20 protein-coding genes and 1 pseudogene are annotated in these 16,650 nt (G+C 66.4%); 9 read left to right on the forward strand and 12 right to left on the reverse strand.

What is annotated here, in order from left to right; genetic code table 11:
* The 5 genes and pseudogenes from C8K14_RS15690 to C8K14_RS15710 all read left to right on the forward strand — a co-directional run.
* A pseudogene (locus tag C8K14_RS15690) lies at nucleotides 1-317 on the forward strand (hypothetical protein); the annotation flags it as partial.
* Nucleotides 314-817, forward strand: coding sequence for a hypothetical protein (locus C8K14_RS15695; protein ID WP_107717435.1), 504 nt, complete (start codon nucleotides 314-316; stop codon nucleotides 815-817). The pseudogene C8K14_RS15690 and the gene C8K14_RS15695, both read left to right, overlap by 4 nt.
* Entirely contained in the window at nucleotides 810-1,532 is a 723-nt protein-coding gene (locus C8K14_RS15700) for a DNA methyltransferase (protein WP_233251109.1), read from the forward strand. Before C8K14_RS15695 ends, C8K14_RS15700 begins: the two co-directional genes overlap by 8 nt.
* Nucleotides 1,529-1,804, forward strand: coding sequence for a helix-turn-helix domain-containing protein (locus tag C8K14_RS15705; RefSeq protein WP_158271929.1), 276 nt, complete (start codon nucleotides 1,529-1,531; stop codon nucleotides 1,802-1,804). The genes C8K14_RS15700 and C8K14_RS15705 overlap by 4 nt, the downstream gene beginning before the upstream one ends.
* Nucleotides 1,805-1,808: 4 nt before the next feature.
* Nucleotides 1,809-2,879 carry a site-specific integrase gene (locus tag C8K14_RS15710; protein WP_107717440.1) on the forward strand — a complete coding sequence of 357 codons (1,071 nt, stop codon included), beginning with the start codon at nucleotides 1,809-1,811 and terminating at the stop codon, nucleotides 2,877-2,879.
* 125 nt (nucleotides 2,880-3,004) lie between these two features.
* Here C8K14_RS15710 and C8K14_RS15715 read toward each other — a convergent pair whose 3' ends face one another.
* Nucleotides 3,005-4,525 carry a DUF4139 domain-containing protein gene (locus C8K14_RS15715; RefSeq protein ID WP_107717442.1) on the reverse strand — a complete coding sequence of 507 codons (1,521 nt, stop codon included), beginning with the start codon at nucleotides 4,523-4,525 and terminating at the stop codon, nucleotides 3,005-3,007.
* Between the two features lie 11 nt (nucleotides 4,526-4,536).
* Complete coding sequence (locus C8K14_RS15720) at nucleotides 4,537-6,039, reverse strand: DUF4139 domain-containing protein (RefSeq protein ID WP_107717444.1); 1,503 nt, start codon at nucleotides 6,037-6,039, stop codon at nucleotides 4,537-4,539.
* Nucleotides 6,040-6,054: 15 nt separating this feature from the next.
* On the opposite strand from C8K14_RS15720, the gene C8K14_RS23135 reads away from it, so the two are divergent.
* Together C8K14_RS23135 and C8K14_RS15725 are read left to right on the forward strand one after the other, a co-directional pair.
* Nucleotides 6,055-6,177 (forward strand): hypothetical protein, encoded by a 123-nt coding sequence (locus tag C8K14_RS23135; protein WP_255420068.1) that lies wholly within the window; start codon nucleotides 6,055-6,057, stop codon nucleotides 6,175-6,177.
* Nucleotides 6,178-6,186: 9 nt separating this feature from the next.
* The gene (locus C8K14_RS15725) at nucleotides 6,187-6,564 is read left to right on the forward strand and encodes a winged helix-turn-helix domain-containing protein (protein ID WP_062788114.1); all 378 of its coding nucleotides are present in this window, start codon (nucleotides 6,187-6,189) and stop codon (nucleotides 6,562-6,564) included.
* A 92-nt stretch (nucleotides 6,565-6,656) separates the two neighbouring features.
* Here the strand turns inward: C8K14_RS15725 and C8K14_RS22430 are convergent, their stop codons facing one another.
* From C8K14_RS22430 to dksA, 5 genes are all read right to left on the reverse strand, one after another.
* Entirely contained in the window at nucleotides 6,657-7,175 is a 519-nt protein-coding gene (locus C8K14_RS22430; RefSeq protein WP_133726841.1) for a hypothetical protein, read from the reverse strand.
* A 134-nt stretch (nucleotides 7,176-7,309) separates the two neighbouring features.
* On the reverse strand, nucleotides 7,310-9,055 hold the full coding sequence (locus tag C8K14_RS15735) for a DEAD/DEAH box helicase (RefSeq protein WP_107717446.1): 1,746 nt from the start codon (nucleotides 9,053-9,055) through the stop codon (nucleotides 7,310-7,312).
* Nucleotides 9,056-9,271: 216 nt separating this feature from the next.
* Nucleotides 9,272-10,759 (reverse strand): ABC transporter substrate-binding protein, encoded by a 1,488-nt coding sequence (locus tag C8K14_RS15740; RefSeq protein WP_107717450.1) that lies wholly within the window; start codon nucleotides 10,757-10,759, stop codon nucleotides 9,272-9,274.
* Nucleotides 10,760-10,851: 92 nt separating this feature from the next.
* Nucleotides 10,852-11,220 (reverse strand): PilZ domain-containing protein, encoded by a 369-nt coding sequence (locus C8K14_RS15745; protein ID WP_022674814.1) that lies wholly within the window; start codon nucleotides 11,218-11,220, stop codon nucleotides 10,852-10,854.
* Between the two features lie 281 nt (nucleotides 11,221-11,501).
* Nucleotides 11,502-11,960: an RNA polymerase-binding protein DksA gene (dksA, locus tag C8K14_RS15750; RefSeq protein ID WP_022674815.1), complete on the reverse strand. Its 459-nt coding sequence runs from the start codon at nucleotides 11,958-11,960 to the stop codon at nucleotides 11,502-11,504.
* Nucleotides 11,961-12,261: 301 nt separating this feature from the next.
* Here dksA and C8K14_RS15755 point away from each other — a divergent pair, with 301 nt between their 5' ends.
* On the forward strand, nucleotides 12,262-12,612 hold the full coding sequence (locus C8K14_RS15755) for a hypothetical protein (protein ID WP_107717452.1): 351 nt from the start codon (nucleotides 12,262-12,264) through the stop codon (nucleotides 12,610-12,612).
* A 25-nt stretch (nucleotides 12,613-12,637) separates the two neighbouring features.
* Here the strand turns inward: C8K14_RS15755 and C8K14_RS15760 are convergent, their stop codons facing one another.
* From C8K14_RS15760 to C8K14_RS15780, 5 genes are read right to left on the reverse strand one after another with little or no spacing between them, the layout of a single operon-like run.
* The gene (locus C8K14_RS15760) at nucleotides 12,638-13,768 is read right to left on the reverse strand and encodes a GNAT family N-acetyltransferase (RefSeq protein WP_107717630.1); all 1,131 of its coding nucleotides are present in this window, start codon (nucleotides 13,766-13,768) and stop codon (nucleotides 12,638-12,640) included.
* Between the two features lie 13 nt (nucleotides 13,769-13,781).
* Nucleotides 13,782-14,588: a glycerophosphodiester phosphodiesterase family protein gene (locus tag C8K14_RS15765; protein ID WP_107717453.1), complete on the reverse strand. Its 807-nt coding sequence runs from the start codon at nucleotides 14,586-14,588 to the stop codon at nucleotides 13,782-13,784.
* Nucleotides 14,560-15,027, reverse strand: a complete 468-nt coding sequence (locus C8K14_RS15770; protein ID WP_022674819.1) for a RidA family protein — start codon at nucleotides 15,025-15,027, stop codon at nucleotides 14,560-14,562. The genes C8K14_RS15765 and C8K14_RS15770 overlap by 29 nt, the downstream gene beginning before the upstream one ends.
* A gap of 32 nt (nucleotides 15,028-15,059) precedes the next feature.
* The gene (locus tag C8K14_RS15775; protein ID WP_107717455.1) at nucleotides 15,060-15,686 is read right to left on the reverse strand and encodes a hypothetical protein; all 627 of its coding nucleotides are present in this window, start codon (nucleotides 15,684-15,686) and stop codon (nucleotides 15,060-15,062) included.
* Nucleotides 15,683-15,973 (reverse strand): DUF3572 domain-containing protein, encoded by a 291-nt coding sequence (locus C8K14_RS15780; RefSeq protein ID WP_062788125.1) that lies wholly within the window; start codon nucleotides 15,971-15,973, stop codon nucleotides 15,683-15,685. The genes C8K14_RS15775 and C8K14_RS15780 overlap by 4 nt, the downstream gene beginning before the upstream one ends.
* Nucleotides 15,974-16,039: 66 nt before the next feature.
* Here C8K14_RS15780 and C8K14_RS15785 point away from each other — a divergent pair, with 66 nt between their 5' ends.
* Nucleotides 16,040-16,402, forward strand: a complete 363-nt coding sequence (locus C8K14_RS15785) for a response regulator (RefSeq protein ID WP_022674822.1) — start codon at nucleotides 16,040-16,042, stop codon at nucleotides 16,400-16,402.
* Nucleotides 16,403-16,650: the final 248 nt, after the last annotated feature.

Genomic DNA, 16,650 nt, shown 5'->3' on the forward strand with positions numbered 1-16,650 from the left:
TCACCGGCCGGCGCCACGTCCAGTTCGTGCAACCCTGGTGGTTTGGAGATCCGTTCTTCAAGTCCACGGGCCTCGAGCTGATCAACCTCCCCCAGATCCTGCCCACCAATCGCCTGACCCCGCCGCGCCCCGGCACGGACGAGCACAAGGCCTGGAGCCGCGTCCACCGTCAAAGCGGATGGGGCAAGCACGCCGCCGATCGCGCCCGCGCCCGCAGCGAGACCTTCCCCGGCATGGCCGACGCCCTGGCCGAACAGTGGAGCAACCTGCTCGACGTTCGCGCCGCCTTTCCGCGCCAGGAGGCGCAAGCCGCATGATCTGCGCCCGCATCACCATTGCGTTAGCCGAAGTCGTTGTATTCATGGATCCGCTTAAGCGCGACAACCTCAGCTGCACGGGAGAAGATAAGTCTCTTTGCGTTGAAGTGTACGCATGCACTCAGGTCGCGGGCGCAAAACGCTCGTTCCGCCAAGCGATATGCGCGTTCCTCAAGAGCACAAAGGCGAGAGATATATGGCCTTTTGATCTGCATGCGCGATTTCCTTCTACATGGGGAGGTTTCGGTTACATCCCCGTACACTCCATTATCGCGCTTGCTTCAGCTACTTCGCTTGCTGCCTGTACCCCTGCCCAGCCCAGCCCGGCCGAGATCCACGCCGCCGACATGATCCGGCGCGGCTATGTCGAGTGGGCCGTGCGCTGCGCCTGGGCGGACGGGCACGAACGGCGCCCGCTCACTTCCGCGCTCCGGCGCTGCCAGATGGACCTTGGCTTGCGCCAATGCGCCCAGGCTGGCGGAGCATGTCAGCATGATTGACGATCTGCCCATGCAGGAGGCCCATGGATTCCAGTTCGTCCAGATCGGCCCGCACCGGCTCTGGCTGGGCGATGCCTATGCCCTGCGCCCGCTGCTGGGCTGGTTCGATGCCGACGTCATCGATCCACCCTACAAGTTCCGCGCGGCCGGCGGCGGCACCTTCCGCGCGCGGCGCCCGCACTTGGACCAGATCCGCGCGGAAAAGCTCGATCAGGGCTTCGATCTGCGGATCATCAACCCGCTCCAGTGCGGTGCCGTCGTGGTGTTCTGTCACAATGATCAGCTGCCGCAGGTGCTGCAACACTGCGCTGGCAGCTTTTCGCGCTTCGTCCTGTGCGTCTGGCGCAAGCTCACACCCATGCCTGTGGCCAACAAACACTATGTGCCCGAGATCGAAACCTATGTGCATGCCTGGAGCCGCGGATATCACCCCGCTGGCGCCCTGGCCGATCTCAAGCGGGTTGTCGAATGCCGATCGCGCGCCCTCAAGGATTTCGGCCACGCCACGGTGAAGCCGGATCTCGTCATGGACAAGATCATGCGCAACGTACGCGGCGCGTCGGTTTGCGATGCTTTCATGGGCACCGGCTCCACTGGCGTGGCCGCGATCCGTGCCGGCAAGCGCTTCGAGGGGATCGAGCACAACCCCCAGCACTTCGCCACGGCGGTGCGCCGCTGCACCGAAGCCTACCTGGCCATGCAGGAGGCCGCGTGAAGGCACCGATCCTGCTGACCGAAGCCGAGGCGGCCGAGCGCCTCAACCTGTGCCAGCGCACCCTGCGCAAGGCGCGCCAGAGCGGCCAATTGCACTATGTCGCGATTGGCCGCGCCGTGCGCTACACCATCGATGATCTCGAATCGTTTGTTGCCACTCTCCGCCAGGTTCAACCGAATTGCCCCAAGCCCCGCACCAACACCAAATCGACCCGGCCGACCGGCAAGGGTGGCGTGATCGTGCCCTTCACGGCGCGCAACCGCCAGCGGTGACCGCGTGAGCGTCTACAAGCCCAAGGGCAAACCGCACTATCACTTCGATTTCGTGTTCAAGGGCCAGCGCTATCACGGCTCCACGGGCTGCGCGTCGAAGCGCGCAGCCGAAGCCTATGAGCGACGCGAGCGGCACAAGGCGGCCCTGCCCGAAGAGCAGCTGCCGCCGATCACCGTCGACGAAGCGAGCGGGCTATACCAGGAACATGCAGAGCATCTGCCAAGCTGGCCGACGATCCGCTATATGCTGAAAGCGCTTGTCGAAGGCCTAGGAAAGTCAAAACTCCTGTCCGCGATCTCCCAGCGCGATCTGCAGATCTATTTCGCCGGCCGCCGCGCCAATTTATCCAACTCCTCGGTCAATCGCGAGATCGAGAACGCGCGCGCCGTCTGGCGCTATGCCAAGGCATCGGAATACGACATCGGCAAGATGCCGAACTGGTCGCAGCTCACCCTGAAGGTGCCGAGCATCGCCCCGCGCGAGCTGGAGATCGAGGAGGAGGCAAGCCTCTTCCTGGCATTGCGCAATGACGTGGCCGATGCGGTGGATTTCCTACTCAAGTCGGGCTGGCGCCGGGCCGAGGTATTGGGCCTGCGCTGGGCAGACATCAGCTTCCCCCGCAAAACGGCCGTCACGCGCATCAAGGGCGGCGACGTTGTGCAACGCCCGCTCACCACCACCCTGATCGAGATCTTGGCGCGCCAGCCCCGTTGCGAAGACGAGGAGGGCGCGCCGTTCGTGTTCACCTATGTCTGCCAGAAAACCCGTGGCGATCGACGCAAGGGAAAGCGCTACCCGCTAACGCCCACTGCCCTGCGCAAGCCCTGGGCCGCCGCGCTGGCCGCTGCCAAGATCGACAACCTGCGCCTCCACGATCTGCGCCACACACGCGGCACCCGCATCGTCCGCGCCACCGGCTCCCTGGCGGCCGCCAAGGAAGCGCTCAAGCACCGCAACATCAAGACAACGCTGCGCTATGCGCACGTGCTGGACGAGGACGTACGCAACGCACTGGATGCGAGCGACTCCCGACATAGTCCCGACCAGCAAAATGAAGAGAAGCGAAAAGCCTAGCTTTTCTGCGGCCCACAGCCGCTTTGACGCTCGCCGTGTAAACGAGATGCTCTACCAACTGAGCTAACCGCCCCCTTGCGGGGAAGCCGGCCTTTGCGGGATTTGGTGGGCAAGGTCAATGGGGTTCACGCGCTGTCGGTCACCCGGAAGGCAAGCCGGGCCATTCCGTGGGCGGGAACGGTAATGCGCCATAGCGGCTGGCCGTTCTTGCGGGTGAGTGGGCGGGATGGGCTGGTCAGGCGCTGGCCCTCGTCCAGCGGGATGGCCAGTTCCACGATGACCGGCTGATCGCGGCCGTTGGTGACGGCGGCGATATGATCGTGCGCACGCGCGTCATCGCGCTGGCGCCCATCGGCCTCGGCCAGGTACACGGCGGTGGCTTCGCCCAGTTCGATGTCGATCTCTTCGCCCACGGCCTTGTCGTCGATACGGCCCTCGCCCACAGGCAGCGTCGTGGCGCCGTGCGGTTCGAGGACCACGACGTGGCCCGCCGGCAGGGCCAGGCCCAGCCCCGCCGCCTTGCGATTGTTCAGCCGAAGCGCCTGGCGCAGAGGCTGGTCTTCATGCTCGTCCAGTTGCAGCGTGCCTTTGTAGAATGGCTGCACCTTGACGGCGCGGCGCTCGGCGAAGGCCACCTGCTTTTGCGCGCGCGGGGCGATCATGGTCGGCAATGGCAGGCGATAGAGCTTGAGATCACCCAGTGCCTCTTGCTGCGCCATGACCGGGGCGCGGCGCTGGGCAGTGACGACGATATCCTCCATCGCTGCTACCGGGGCGGGGGCCATGAACTCCACCATCGGTGGAGGTGGCGGCGGAGGAGGTGGCGGCATCGCCGTCTCGCATGTAAACGACAGCGATTGGTCATCGCCAAACCGATTTTCCCACCCGCGCGTCTGCTTTTCGGGCTTGCCGGCGACCACCGCTGCGGCGGCCCCGGCAAACGCGGTATCGTCGCTGCTCGCCAGCGTGATCCAGGCGGCCAGATCAAGGTGGCGCCCGTCGCGCGCCATGGTCAGGACATAATCCGCCCGCCAATCGAATCCCCAGGCGAGATAGCTGAGCGTGACCCGGCCGTGCATTGCGGCAGGCGCCCTGGTCTGCACCGACAGCGTGGGCTTGGCCACCAGCCCGGCGGGCAGATCGGCATAGCTGATATATTCATCGGGCCAGGCGCAGCGCGCACTGCGGAAACCATCGCGCGTCTGGATCACGGCAGCGCCATCGGGCCCGGAGCGGATCACAGCCTGCTCTTCCACCACCGCGCCACTGCGCGGATCGGTATGGCGCACGATCACCGGGCGGCCAAAGCTGCGGGCATAGAGATTGCGGGCGCCGATCAGGTCAGCGTCGAGATTCTGTTCGGCGACCCCCGCCGGCAACCCACGGACCAGCGCGGTTTCCGCCAGCATGCCTGCCGCCACCCCTTCAAACCGCACGGTGGCTGGCCCGGCGGGCAGGTCCACATCGCGGGTTTCAGTGACGAGGGTATAGCCGCGCAGCCAGCCGCGATCGAATGCCGCATCGGCGGCGCGCCCCGGTTCGCGGTAGATGGTGACGGCCACGCTAGCCGGCGCCGCGGACGTCACTGCCTGCTGCGCCAGGGCCAGGCCGGGCCACAGGGCCATGGCCGCGATCAGAGTGCGCATGATCGCGCCGCTCAATAGCGGGTGTCGATCGCGGCGGTCAGCGTTACCGCGCCGCGCGCCGGCACGGTGACATGCCAGACCCGGCTATCAAGCGAGAGCTGGCGGCCAGGCAGGCTCTCGGCCGAAACGCGGGTATCGTGCCAGCCCTCGTCCAGGCCGTCCTGGACCACGTCAACCTCCACCGGCACGGCGCGGGCGTTGGTCACTTTCCACGCCATCTGGGTGCGCCAAAAGGTCGGATGCTGTTCGATCGTGTAGGTGACCGGCGCCGCATCATTGCGGGTGATGCGCCATTGCGCGGTGCGTTCCCACTCGTCCGCCGTGATCCTTTCGCGCTTTTCGACGGTCGGCTGCACTTTCACATCAAAGGCCGTGCCGGTTTTCAGCGCCAGGTCCGATCCCATCGGCGTGTGCGGCAGCGGGCTTTCGCCCACGAACTGCGGATTGCCGCGCGCGTCGCGCATATAGACGCGCATCGTGCCAGCCGGCAGGGCATCCCCCAGGCCGCCATCCTTGGCCGACGTAAAGGCGAGCACGGTATCGACGCTTTCGCCCTCTTCCGCGCTGTGCTGCCAGCCGTTGCGATATTGATAGACCTTGCGCGCCGGCACCCCGGCCACATTGAGGAAACTCACCTGCTTGGTCTGGGCATTGGCGACGGTGGTGCGCCCGGCCAGCGGATAGACATGGAAATCGCCCAGCGTCTCGCGCCCGTCGGCCCCGCCGGTGCCCATGCGATTGCCGATGGGGCGGCGCGGTGGGCGGACATAGCGATTGCCATCGTCAGCCGCGTTGCCGCCCGGCTGCCCCGCCACCAGCATGACGCGGGCGTTGGGAAAGCCCGTGCCGGTCGTGTTGTTGAGCGTGATCCAGCCTTGGACATCGAGCTTGCCCGCAGTTTCATCGAACAGCGCCACATAATCGGCCTTCCAGCCGAATCCACCCGACAGATAGCGCAAGCCCACCGCGCGCGTGCCGGCGCTGGCCGCATCGAGCGTGACGGACAGCGTCGGGCGGGCGCGCAGGCCGGCAGGCAGGCCAGGGTAGACCACGCGGCCGGGCATATCGCGCAGGATCTCGATCCGGTTGCCGACCTGGACGACGGCGCCATCGTTGTTGGCCAGCACGTGCGCGCGGGTGACCACTTCCTGGCCATCGGGCGCGTTGCGCACCACGCTCACATCCTGGCCGACCGACTTGTCGAGCAGCTTATCGGGCGTCAGCAGGTCATAATCGAAATTCTGTTCCACCACGGCAGCGCCGGGCGCCGACAGAGTGACGGTCTCGGGCCGGATCTGGGCAGAGACATCGGGAAATTCCTGGCGGCTGATGCCCTTGGGCAGATCGATGCGTCGCACGTCTTCGACCAGGGCCATGTCGGCATAGATCGTGAGCGCCACATCACCCTGCGCACTTGCGGCCTCGACCCCATTGCCGTCAGCCATCGCTGGCGCGGCGCCGAGCGCTGACGCCAGAGCCACGCCCAGCGTCGAAACCGTCAACCGTGGCCGCATCGCATTCTCTCCCGCATGGTCCGTGACGGCACGATAACCGATTGTTTCGCTTATACCATCGCCGATCGCACCAGCGCGGCGCAAAACGACGCCCATGCCTCTGCCGCCGCGCTTGAGCCAAACGGCATGCGCGCCTAAAACCTCGGCATGGCCGATGCAGCGCATATCAAGATCAAGCTACAGCTCTATTGCGGCGAGGCGATCGCCATGGGGCCGGGCAAGGCCGACCTGCTCGATGCCATCGCGCGCGAAGGCTCGATCTCGGCCGCCGGGCGCGCCATGGGGATGAGCTATCGCCGGGCCTGGCAACTGGTGGATGTGATGAACCGCTGCTGGCACGGGCCGCTGGTGGAAACCTTTCCCGGCAGCGCCCATGGTGGCGGGGCCAAGGTGAGCGACCTGGGGCAGCGCGTGCTGGCGCACTATCGCGCGCTTCAGGCACGGCTGGCCGGCGATGCCACCTGCGCCGATGCGCAGGCGCTTGCCGGCCTACTGCGGGTCGAACCGCTGGAGCGGCAGGAATAGCAGTCCGGGGAGCAACTACGACAAAAATACTCGCGCTGTATTTGTCCGCGCCCAACTTGAACACTGCCTCCCGGGATTTTCTCGCCGACTTCTCACGCCTGCCAAATCTCGGCGGCAGAAAGCCAAGCATCCACGTCGCCGTAATGCGCCAGGTCTTCGGCCCGATGGGCGATGCACCACGCGATCAATGCTGCAATCGCTTCTTTCTGCTCGACATCAAAGGAATGCACCAAGCGGTTATCGGGGCCATCAAAGGTCAAGTGGGAAACCATCTGAACCGCATACCATTCTCGATCCGGCCAGAAATCGGGCGCCATCGTATATCGCGCCAGAGCCGGCATCAGATAAGCGACACCCTGCACACTGGTAAAACAAACGGGATCCCAGCCCGCATGCCCCAGGTCCGCACGGCGCAAAGCCATGCGCGGACGAGCCTTTAGCTCTTTATCGTGCTCAAGACATTCACAGCAGTGACCAACATCGGTGAAATGAACAGGTCGCTCGATAGGAGCAAAGGCGCCGTCCACCAGTTGCAGAACCTTTTCCGCTTCACCATCCCATGCGAAGCCTGGGGGCAAATCATCAATCTGCCATGTCAGTGTCTCGGCCATGGGAAAGACACATGAATGCCTTCATGCCCAAATACAACGAAGTCATTTCGTGTGAGGCAGGCTCAGCCCCATGCCCCTTGTAGCTGACCTGCGGTCGCCACCTCCCCCACGGTGTGGGGGAGGTGCTTTGGCGTTCAGCCTTCGCGGCGGCGCGGCGGGCCCTTGCGGTGCGGGCGCGGCCCATCGGAGCGGGGGCCATCACCGCGCGGCGGGAAGCCTTCGCGCGGGCGGTTGGGGCCATTGCCCTGGCGGCGGTTGGTGCGGGCCATTTCGCGCGGCGGTTCGCTCGGTTCGATGCGAATGCCGGTTTCATCCTCGGCGCCTTCGCGCGCGGTGCGCTGCAACGCGGCGCGGAAGCGGTCTTCCATCGCCTTGGGCACCTGAAAATAGGTTTCGCTCGGCCCGATGCGGATCGCACCGATCTCGTTGCGGGTGATGTGGCCACGGCGGCACAACAGCGGCAGCAGCCAGCGCGGATCGGCGTTCTGGCGGCGGCCGATATCCATGCGGAACCACGACACGTCGTCAAAGCCCGTGCGGTGCGTGGCCTTGCGGCCTTCCTCGGTCGACAGGTCGATGAGGTCTTCGGGCTGCGGCATGGCCGACCGATAGCTGCGCACCAGCGCCAGCGCGATATCGCGCACTTCCATGCGTTCCATCAGCGTGTCGGCCAGGGCCACGTCATCTTCGAGCACGTCTTCGGCGTCGACCGGGGCCAGCAGCTTTTCGAGCAGGCGCTCGCGGTCACGCTCGCGAATCTGGGCAGCGCCGGGGGCCGGCATCCATTCCGCCTCGATCCGCGCGCGGCGCAGCATTTCTTCCAGGCGGCGGCGGCGCGGATAGGGCACCACCAACACGGCCGTGCCCTTGCGACCGGCGCGGCCGGTGCGGCCCGAACGGTGCTGCAGGGTTTCCGCGTCACGCGGCACTTCCACGTGGACCACCAGGCTGAGCGAGGGAATGTCGATCCCGCGTGCGGCCACGTCGGTGGCCACGCAGATGCGGGCGCGCCCGTCACGCAAGGCCTGGATCGCCTGGTTGCGCTCGTTCTGGCTGTGCTCGCCCGAAAGCGCCACGGCCGCGAAGCCGCGCTCGACCAGCGTGGCATGCAGGCGGCGCACGTTGTCACGCGTGGCGCAGAACAGCATGGCCGTTTCCGCCTCGTGGAAGCGCAGCAGGTTGATCACCGCGTTCTCGATGTCGTTGGGCGAGACGGCGACAGCCTGGTAGCTGATGTCGCCATGGCCCTGGCGATCGTCGATCGTGGAGATGCGCAGCGCGTCGCGCTGATACTGCTTGGCCAGCACCGCGATCGGACGCGGCATGGTGGCCGAGAACAGCAGCGTGCGGCGCTGAGCCGGGGTGGCGTCGAGCAGTTCTTCCAGGTCTTCGCGGAAGCCCATGTCGAGCATTTCGTCGGCTTCATCGAGGACGACGAAGCGCAGGGCCGAAAGATCGAGCGCGCCGCGTTCGAGATGGTCGCGCAGGCGGCCGGGCGTGCCGACCACGATGTGCGCACCATGGTTGAGCTGGCGGCGTTCCTTTGACGGGTCCATCCCGCCAACACAGGTCGCGATGCGCAGGCCGGCCTTTTCATAAAGCCAGGCGAGTTCGCGGCTGACCTGAAGGGCCAGTTCACGCGTGGGGGCAATGGCCAGGGCCAGCGGCGCGCTGGCCGGCGGCACGCCATCGCCAAGGAGATCGGAAGCCATGGCCACGCCAAAGGCAACGGTCTTGCCAGAGCCGGTCTGGGCAGAAACCAGAAGGTCGCGGCCGGCCGCTTCCGCTTCGAGCACGGCGGCCTGGACCGGAGTCGGTTCGGCATAGCCACGGGCGGCAAGGGATTCGGCAACGGCAGCAGGGAGAGATGAAAAGGGCATGAAACTCAACGGGTCTGGGCCGGGCCGCAACGTGGGCAGGGACCGGCTGGGGATATTACACGGGTGTTTATAAGGCCAGACGACAGTGCCACGGCCTCACCACGCGAAGCCCGATATACCATCTCTCGGCCCCCGCCCCCTAGCGGGTTGTTCCTTTCGCCGCCATGACCAAATGCGAAAAATCGCCCTGATCGCGGCAATTCTTCGAAAAACTGCCTATTTCGGCACAATGGTCAGCGGTGGCAGCGGGTGCCAACCCCACGGATTGGGGGAAAACCCGGTCACGCGGCTGCGCACCAGCGACCAGCGCAACGGCCGCGCGATCGGGATGAAGCTGTTGGCCGCCGTGACGGCGGTTTCGGCCTGCGCCAGCAGGGCCATGCGCGCCTGCGGATCGCGCTCTGCCCGGGCCTGCGCGGCCAGGGCATCGCCTTGCGGGCTGCACCCCGCCGGGCTGACCGGACAGGCCACCTGATTGAGGAACCAGGCAGCGCGGGTATAGCGCGCCACGCTGTCGACCAGGCGCAGATCGGCCGAGGCGCTGGCGTCAACCCGTTCCAGGGTCACGCCAATCGTGGCGAAATCGGCCGCCAGGTGCGCCAGGGCCAGCCGCGTGCCCGGGCCATCGGGCGCGGCCACGCGCAGGCGCGGCGCGCCCTGCCCGGTTGCCAACCAGGCCATGACCCGTTGGCGCGCCAGCGCGCGGCGCTGGTCGAGCGTGGTGCCGACCCAGCGCTCACCCACGCTGCCATCGCTATCGGGCACTTCGGGAGAGACCAGCCGCGTCGTGCCGCTCCACCCGCCGATGGCAAAGGCGCCGACCAGGCCATCGCGGTCGATCGCCAGGGCGAGCGCCTCGCGCCGCAGCGGATCGGCCAGGAAGCCCTGCGCGCGCACCACCTGGAGGCCGAACAGCCCCATGACCGGATCGAGTTGCACGTTCCCGCGCGAGAGCATGGTGGTGCCGGCCAGTGGTAGCGAATCGATCGTGCCGCCCAGCGCCACGTCGACCAGCCCATCGTTGAAGCGCTGGGCGGCCACGGACATGCTTTCCACTTCCACGCGCAACGGCCGCACGCTGCGTGAAAAGCCGTCCTGCGCCGGCAGCCCGCGCCGCTCGGGCGGGATGGGAGACAGGCGCGCGACCAGGCCTTCGCGGCGCAGGCCGAGCGGGCCAGACCCGAGCCGAGCCCGCGGCAGCCCCAGTTCGGGCTGGGCCAGCAGGGTCAGGAGATCAGGCAGCGGGGCGGAAAGATCCACTTCCACCACCCGATCGGTCATCACCCGAATCTCGTCGATCGGGGCAAGATCGAGCCCCAGCGCGGTGCCGGCCAGCGCCTTTTGCGCGCGGCGCAGCGCGGCGGCAACGCTGGGCGCATCGATCGCGGTGCCATCGGGCCAGGTGCCATCGCGCAGGCGAAAGATATAGCTCAACCCGTCATCGGTCACGATCCAGCGTTCGGCAATGGCGGGCACCACGCGGCCTTGCGCGTCAAAGCCCACCAGCCCTTCGACCGTGGCGGCACGCAAGACCTGCGCGGCCGGCGTGGGACGCGGCGCGGCGGTTTGAAAGGCGCTGTCGTCACCCGCCAGGGCCACCGGCAGGGCGCCGCGCCGATCGCCCCCGCAACTGGCCAGCATAAGGGCGACACCGGGCAAAAGCACCGCCGCAGCGCGGCGCAGATGGCAAGACGGGGGAGCCATGTCCCTTGCCTAGCAGATCAGCCGTGGCAGGCCAGCAAAGATGCCGGCGCCGGCGATTTCAGTATTTCAGCAGCAGCGCCAAGCCGAACGCGTCACAGCTTGCGCAGGCGCTTGCCCTCTGGCTGGGCGAGCGGCGGCCGGACATAACGCGGCGCGTAATCGTCAGACGGCTGCGTGGCCACTGGCTCGCGTGCCAGCTTGGGATCGATCTGTTCGACAAAGGCAATGCCAAAGCGGGTATCCTGGACCCAGGCCACCACACCTTCGACCCAGCCGATATGGCGCAGGTTGGCCTCAAGCCGCATGCCCCGCACCACGCGCAGCGCGCCTTCGGCCATCATCCCGCCGGCCGAAAGATTGCGCACGCGCACGCGATGCTCACCGTCCTGGCCGTCTAGGCGCAAGTCGGCCATCAGGAAAAGGCTGTCACGCCCCAATTGCCGATGGTCGATATCAGTCACCGTCAGGTTCCGTTTCCAACAAGGTGGGCCAAGCGGCATGGGCCCGGCGCTATGTGGCTGCCAGCGAGCAGCTTGCGCCGCACCTGCCACCTTTCGCACCGGTCCATGTGCAAAGGGATAAACGAAAACGGCAAAGAAATCTTTAAATTTCCCGCTCGCAGCGGCAAAAAGCCCCGTGCCATCGGGGGACAGCGGCCTTGGCGGTATTTACCGCAATGCCGATGGCGCGGCTGCGCGGCCATCATGGGCTGGGCAGGACCACCTTGGCCCTGCCGGCGCCATCACATATCGCGCGAGATCTTTTCGCGACGCTCGTGCGCCTGCTGCGCTTCCACCGTCATCGTCGCGATCGGGCGGGCGATCAGGCGGCCAAGGCCGATCGGCTCCCCGGTCACTTCGCAGAAGCCATATTCGCCTTCGTCGATGCGGCGCATGGCCGAATCGATCTTGGCAATCAGCTTGCGCTGGCGATCGCGGGTGCGCAGTTCGATGCCCCAGTCGGTTTCGCTTGATGCGCGATCGTTGAGATCGGGTTCACGCAGCGGACCATCCTGCAGGGCCGAAAGCGTGCCGGCCGAGGCCGACAGGATCGACTTCTTCCACTCGAGCAAAAGGCGCCTAAAATAGTCGAGCTGCTGCTCGCTCATATAGGGTTCGTCGTCATTCGGAACGTAATCACCCGGCATGGCCCGGCGGGCCTTTGCCAACACGTCAATTTCGTCACCCAGAACCCCAGCCATCCGGCCCTCCGTGTTGCGCCTTCCGACCACCAGGGCCAAAACGCGCCGCGATCGGCGCGACCAGCCCCCGGCTTGCCGCGCCTATAGGCAGGCAGGAAAGGGCGCACAAGCACTTCCTCAACGCTATGTCACATTGCAGCTGAACCTTTGTGAAACAGCGGCATCGTACATTTCGCGGATAAAGCGGCGCCCGCGCGGGCACGGCCGCAATCATGCTTAACGGTTTGTTGACCTTAATTGGCGAGCCTTGCCCTGCCACCCGATGGGGAAAGGCAGATTCGCACAGGGGGAACCAAGGACCATGCCGCACGCGCAACCACCGATCACGCTGGTGCCATCCGCACCGCTTCATGCCGGCCATGCCGCAGCCGACCGCGCCGACAGCCTGATCGCCGCCTGCCTCGCCGCTGCCGCGCAGGGTGACAGCCACGCGTTTTTCGATCTGGGCGTGGCCTTTTCCACCGGCAGCTATGGTGCCGATTGCGATCTGGTCGAAGCGCACAAGTGGTTCAACCTCGCGGCCGTGGCCGGCCATGACGATGCTGCCCGCGCCCGCGCCGATGTGGCCGAGGAAATGAGCGCGCGCGATATCGCCGAAGCCCAGCGCCGCGCCCGCGAATGGATGCGCGCCGCAACCCGCCACGCCGCCTAAATTTCAGGCTGCCTGATCGCGGCGCCTAGCCCTTGCGATAGGGCGTGTGCCCGGCCAGTTCGAACTGGCCCTGCTCTATCCCGGCGCGCTCGCGCACCAGGAATTCGGCCACCGCGGCGCGAAATCCGCGATCGGCGATATAGTGCGCCGACCATGTCTGCACCGGTTCATAGCCGCGTGCCAGCTTGTGCTGCCCCTGCGCCCCAGCTTCCACCCGGCGCAGCCCCATGGCGATGGCGGCATCGATCGCCTGGTAATAGCACAGCTCGAAATGCAGAAACGGCTTTTCCACCACAGCGCCCCAATAGCGGCCGTAGAGCGTATCGCGCCCGATAAAATTGAGCGCTCCGGCGATCGGCTCGCCATCCTCCAGCGCGAGCACCAGCAAGACCTTGTCGGCCATGGTCTGCCCGATCAGGTCGAACGCGGCGCGGGTCAGGTACGGCCGCCCCCACTTGCGCGCGCCGGTGTCCTGATAGAACACCCAGAACGCGTCCCAGTGGTCGGCCGTGATGGCAGCGCCGGTCAGCGTCACGATCTCCACACCGGCCTGGGCAGCGGCGCGTTCCTTGCGCAGGTTCTTGCGCTTGGCCGAAGACAGCGCGCCAAGAAAATCGTCGAACGTGGCATAGCCGCGATTTTCCCAGTGGAATTGCAGGTCTGAGCGCAAGAGCCAGCCGGCTTCCTCGAACAGCGGCACCTGTTCGGGTGCAAGGAACGTGGCATGGGCCGATGACAGGCCGTTCTGGTCCACCAGTGCCTCGGCCGCGCGCAACAGGGGGAGCGCCAGATCGGGGCGGCCGGCACACAACAGGCGCGGGCCGGTGGCCGGCGTGAACGGCGCGGCGATCTGCAGCTTGGGATAATAATCCCCGCCCGCGCGCTGCCAGGCATCGGCCCAGGCGTGATCGAACACATATTCGCCCTGGCTGTGCTGCTTGAGATAGGCCGGCAGCGCCGCCGCCGGACGGCCTTCGGCGTCGTCGATCAGCAGCGGCAGCGGCGTCCACCCGCTGCGCCCGCCGACCGAGCCGGATTCCTCAAGGAGGGAGAGGAACGCGTGGGACATGAAGGGATTGCCATCCCCGATCAGGCGATCCCAATCCGCCGCCGGGATATTGCCCACCGCGCCTTCCACGCGTGCGGTCAGCGTCATGGCGCCGCCCGCCTCACGCCGCTGGCGCCGCCAGCAGAACCGGGCCTTCGGCAATCGGCGCATCGGCATAGGTTGCCGCCCGGCTGGCATCATCGGGCGTGCGCACGGTCCAGGTCAGCACCGGAACGCCCCGGCGCCGGGCCAGGCGCACCACAGGATTGGCAATATCGGCAATGTCATAGGCCAGGAATTGGGGACGCGCGCGCCACAGCGCAAGATGCCTCTTGAGGCGGGCGAGCAAGGTGCGCCGCCCTGCCTCGGTCACCACCAGGCCATGCACCACGTGCGGGGAATAGCGGCGAAACCAGGCGGCAACGCGCGGATCGAAGCTCATTACCGCCACGGGCCCGCGATAGCCTTCAAGCAGGCGACGCACCGCCAGGCACAGCGGCGCGATGCGCTGCGTGGGCGCGGATTTCACTTCGATCAGGAGGGGCACGCGGCCATCGATGCGGTCGAGCAACAGCCGCAGGCCAGGGATCGTTTCACCCGACACCGCCGTGCCGGTTTCATCCAGCAGGGTCATGCCAGCAAGGTCTGCGGCGGTGTGGTCGGCCAGGTTGCCGCCCTGCCCGGTCAGGCGATCGAGCGCGCGGTCGTGGAATACCACGACCTGCCCATCGCGGCTGCGCTGCACGTCGCATTCGATGCCAAAGCCGCGCGCAATGGCAGCGTCGGCTGCGGCCAGCGAGTTTTCCGGCACACCCGGGCCATGCAGCCCGCGATGCGCATAGATGGCCTCGCGCAGCCAGCCGGCGCGGGCCGCTGCCCGCGCCGGCAGGAGGAAGCGATCAATGAGCGCGAACAGCAAAGATAGCATCGATTTCCACCGCAGCGCCCAACGGCAGCACCGGCACGCCCACGGCGCTGCGGGCATGGCGGCCAGCATCGCCGAACACCGCCTGCATCAGTTCCGAGGCGCCGTTGGCCACCTTGGGCTGATCGGTGAAATCGCCGGTCGAATTGATGAACGCGCCCAGCTTGACCACCTGCTCGATGCGGTCGAGCGAGCCCAGGGCAGCCTTGGCCTGCGCCAGCAGCATCAATGCGCAGGCCTTGGCGGCAGCGGCGCCCTGTTCCAGGCTGACGTCTTCACCCAGGCGGCCGGTCACCAGCGCGCCATCAATGAACGGCAGTTGCCCCGAAACGTGCAGCAGCCCGCCCGCGAGCACGGTGGGCACATAGGCCGCCACCGGCGCTGCGGCCTGCGGCAGTTCCAGGCCCAGTTCGGCCAGGCGGGCATCGATCGAAACAGTCATTCTCACACACTCCAGCAAACGCGAAAAAATGGTCAGGCGGCCTCGTCCAGCCGGGCCATCAGCCAGGGCAGCGCATGGTCCCAGGTATCGATCCGCGCATGGGCGTGGCCAGCCTTGTGCGCACAATCGATATGCGGGGCGAGCAAGGGCTCTCCGCACAAGTGCAGGCGGATCACCTCGGGCGTCAATTGCGCGGCGGAATGGTGATGCTGGGGCAGATCGTCGATGAACACCGCGCGGGTGGGGTTGTATTCATCGAGAATGGCCTTGAGCGCCGGCCCTTTCGGCCCCTGGTTGGTAAAGACGCGGGCGTTGATGCCCACGCCTTCGAGTTGCGCGGTGCGGGCGTCGCGATAGCTGTGGCCCAGATTGGTCAGGATCACGAAGTCGGCGCGGCCGGCCAGCGCGCCTACAGCCTCCACCGCGCCGGCGATGGCCGGCTGCGTGTGCATCTGCGTGTTGAAGAACAGGTCGAGCAGGCGCCAGATCTCGCGCGATTCCACCCCGCGCCCGTCATGGACATAGCGCATGGCCTTACCGAAATCATTGCTTTCCATCACGAAATCGATGTCGTGGTTGGCTTTGAGCCAAGCCTGGAACGGCGCCACCATGTGCAGCAGCACTTCATCGCAATCGCTGATCACCAGCGGGCGGCTCATACCAGTTTCTCCCGTGCGGCGGCCAAGGCCTGAGGGCTTATATCGAGCGCGTCGGCCGCGGCAACAAGGTCAGGCTCGTAAGACAGCAGGAAATCGAGCACCCCGCCCAGCACCGCGTTCTGCCCGGCCGGATCGGCGAGCCCCGCGCGCAAGGTTTCGGGCGTCATCCCGCTCAGAGCCAGGAAGCGTTCGGCGCGCTGCCCGTCGGCCAGCACCCAGCCGAGCGCGGCCAGCGCCAGATCCTGCGGATCGGGGACGGGGGACGAGGGTTCGCGGATGATTGTCAGAGCCTTTCGAGGTCAATAGAGCAGCGCAGGCGGCGGCCGTGCCGGACCGCGCAATAGAGGTGTTCCGTGGCAAAAAGAATTCTGGTTGTCGAGGACAACGACCTCAACCGCAAGCTGTTCTGCGATCTGCTGGTGGCCAATGGCTTTACCGTCGAGCCGGTAGCCGACGGGCGCGAGGCACTCGACCGTGCACGCCAGTTCGTGCCGGGGCTGGTGATCATGGATATCCAGCTGCCCAACGTTTCGGGGCTGGAACTGATCGAGGCGCTCAAGGCCGATCCGGTGCTGCGCCAGATCCCGATCCTGGCCGTCACCGCCTATGCCGGCAAGGGCGACGAGGAACGCATTCGCGAGGCCGGCGCCGAGGGCTATCTGGCCAAGCCGGTGTCCATCAGCCCGTTCATGCAGGCGGTGATGAAACTGATTTAGCCTGGTTGCTTTTCGTCGCCCCGGACTTAATCCAGGGCCCCGCTTGTTTTCTCGCCCCACCAGGAAGCGGGACCCCGGGTCAAGCCCGGGGTGACGAATGTGTTTTCCAATTATGCCCCCGCTTTCCCACGGCCACCGCGCAGGAAATCGGCCTCATCGCCCGTTCAGGCTTGACAGGGCAGGCCACAGGCCGCTTTTCCGCCGCAATGTTCTGGCAGGGGCACCGCCCTGCCCCACGGAGTTAGAGA

The sequence above is a fragment of the Novosphingobium sp. GV079 genome, assembly GCF_003058045.1.
Lineage (GTDB): Bacteria > Pseudomonadota > Alphaproteobacteria > Sphingomonadales > Sphingomonadaceae > Novosphingobium > Novosphingobium capsulatum.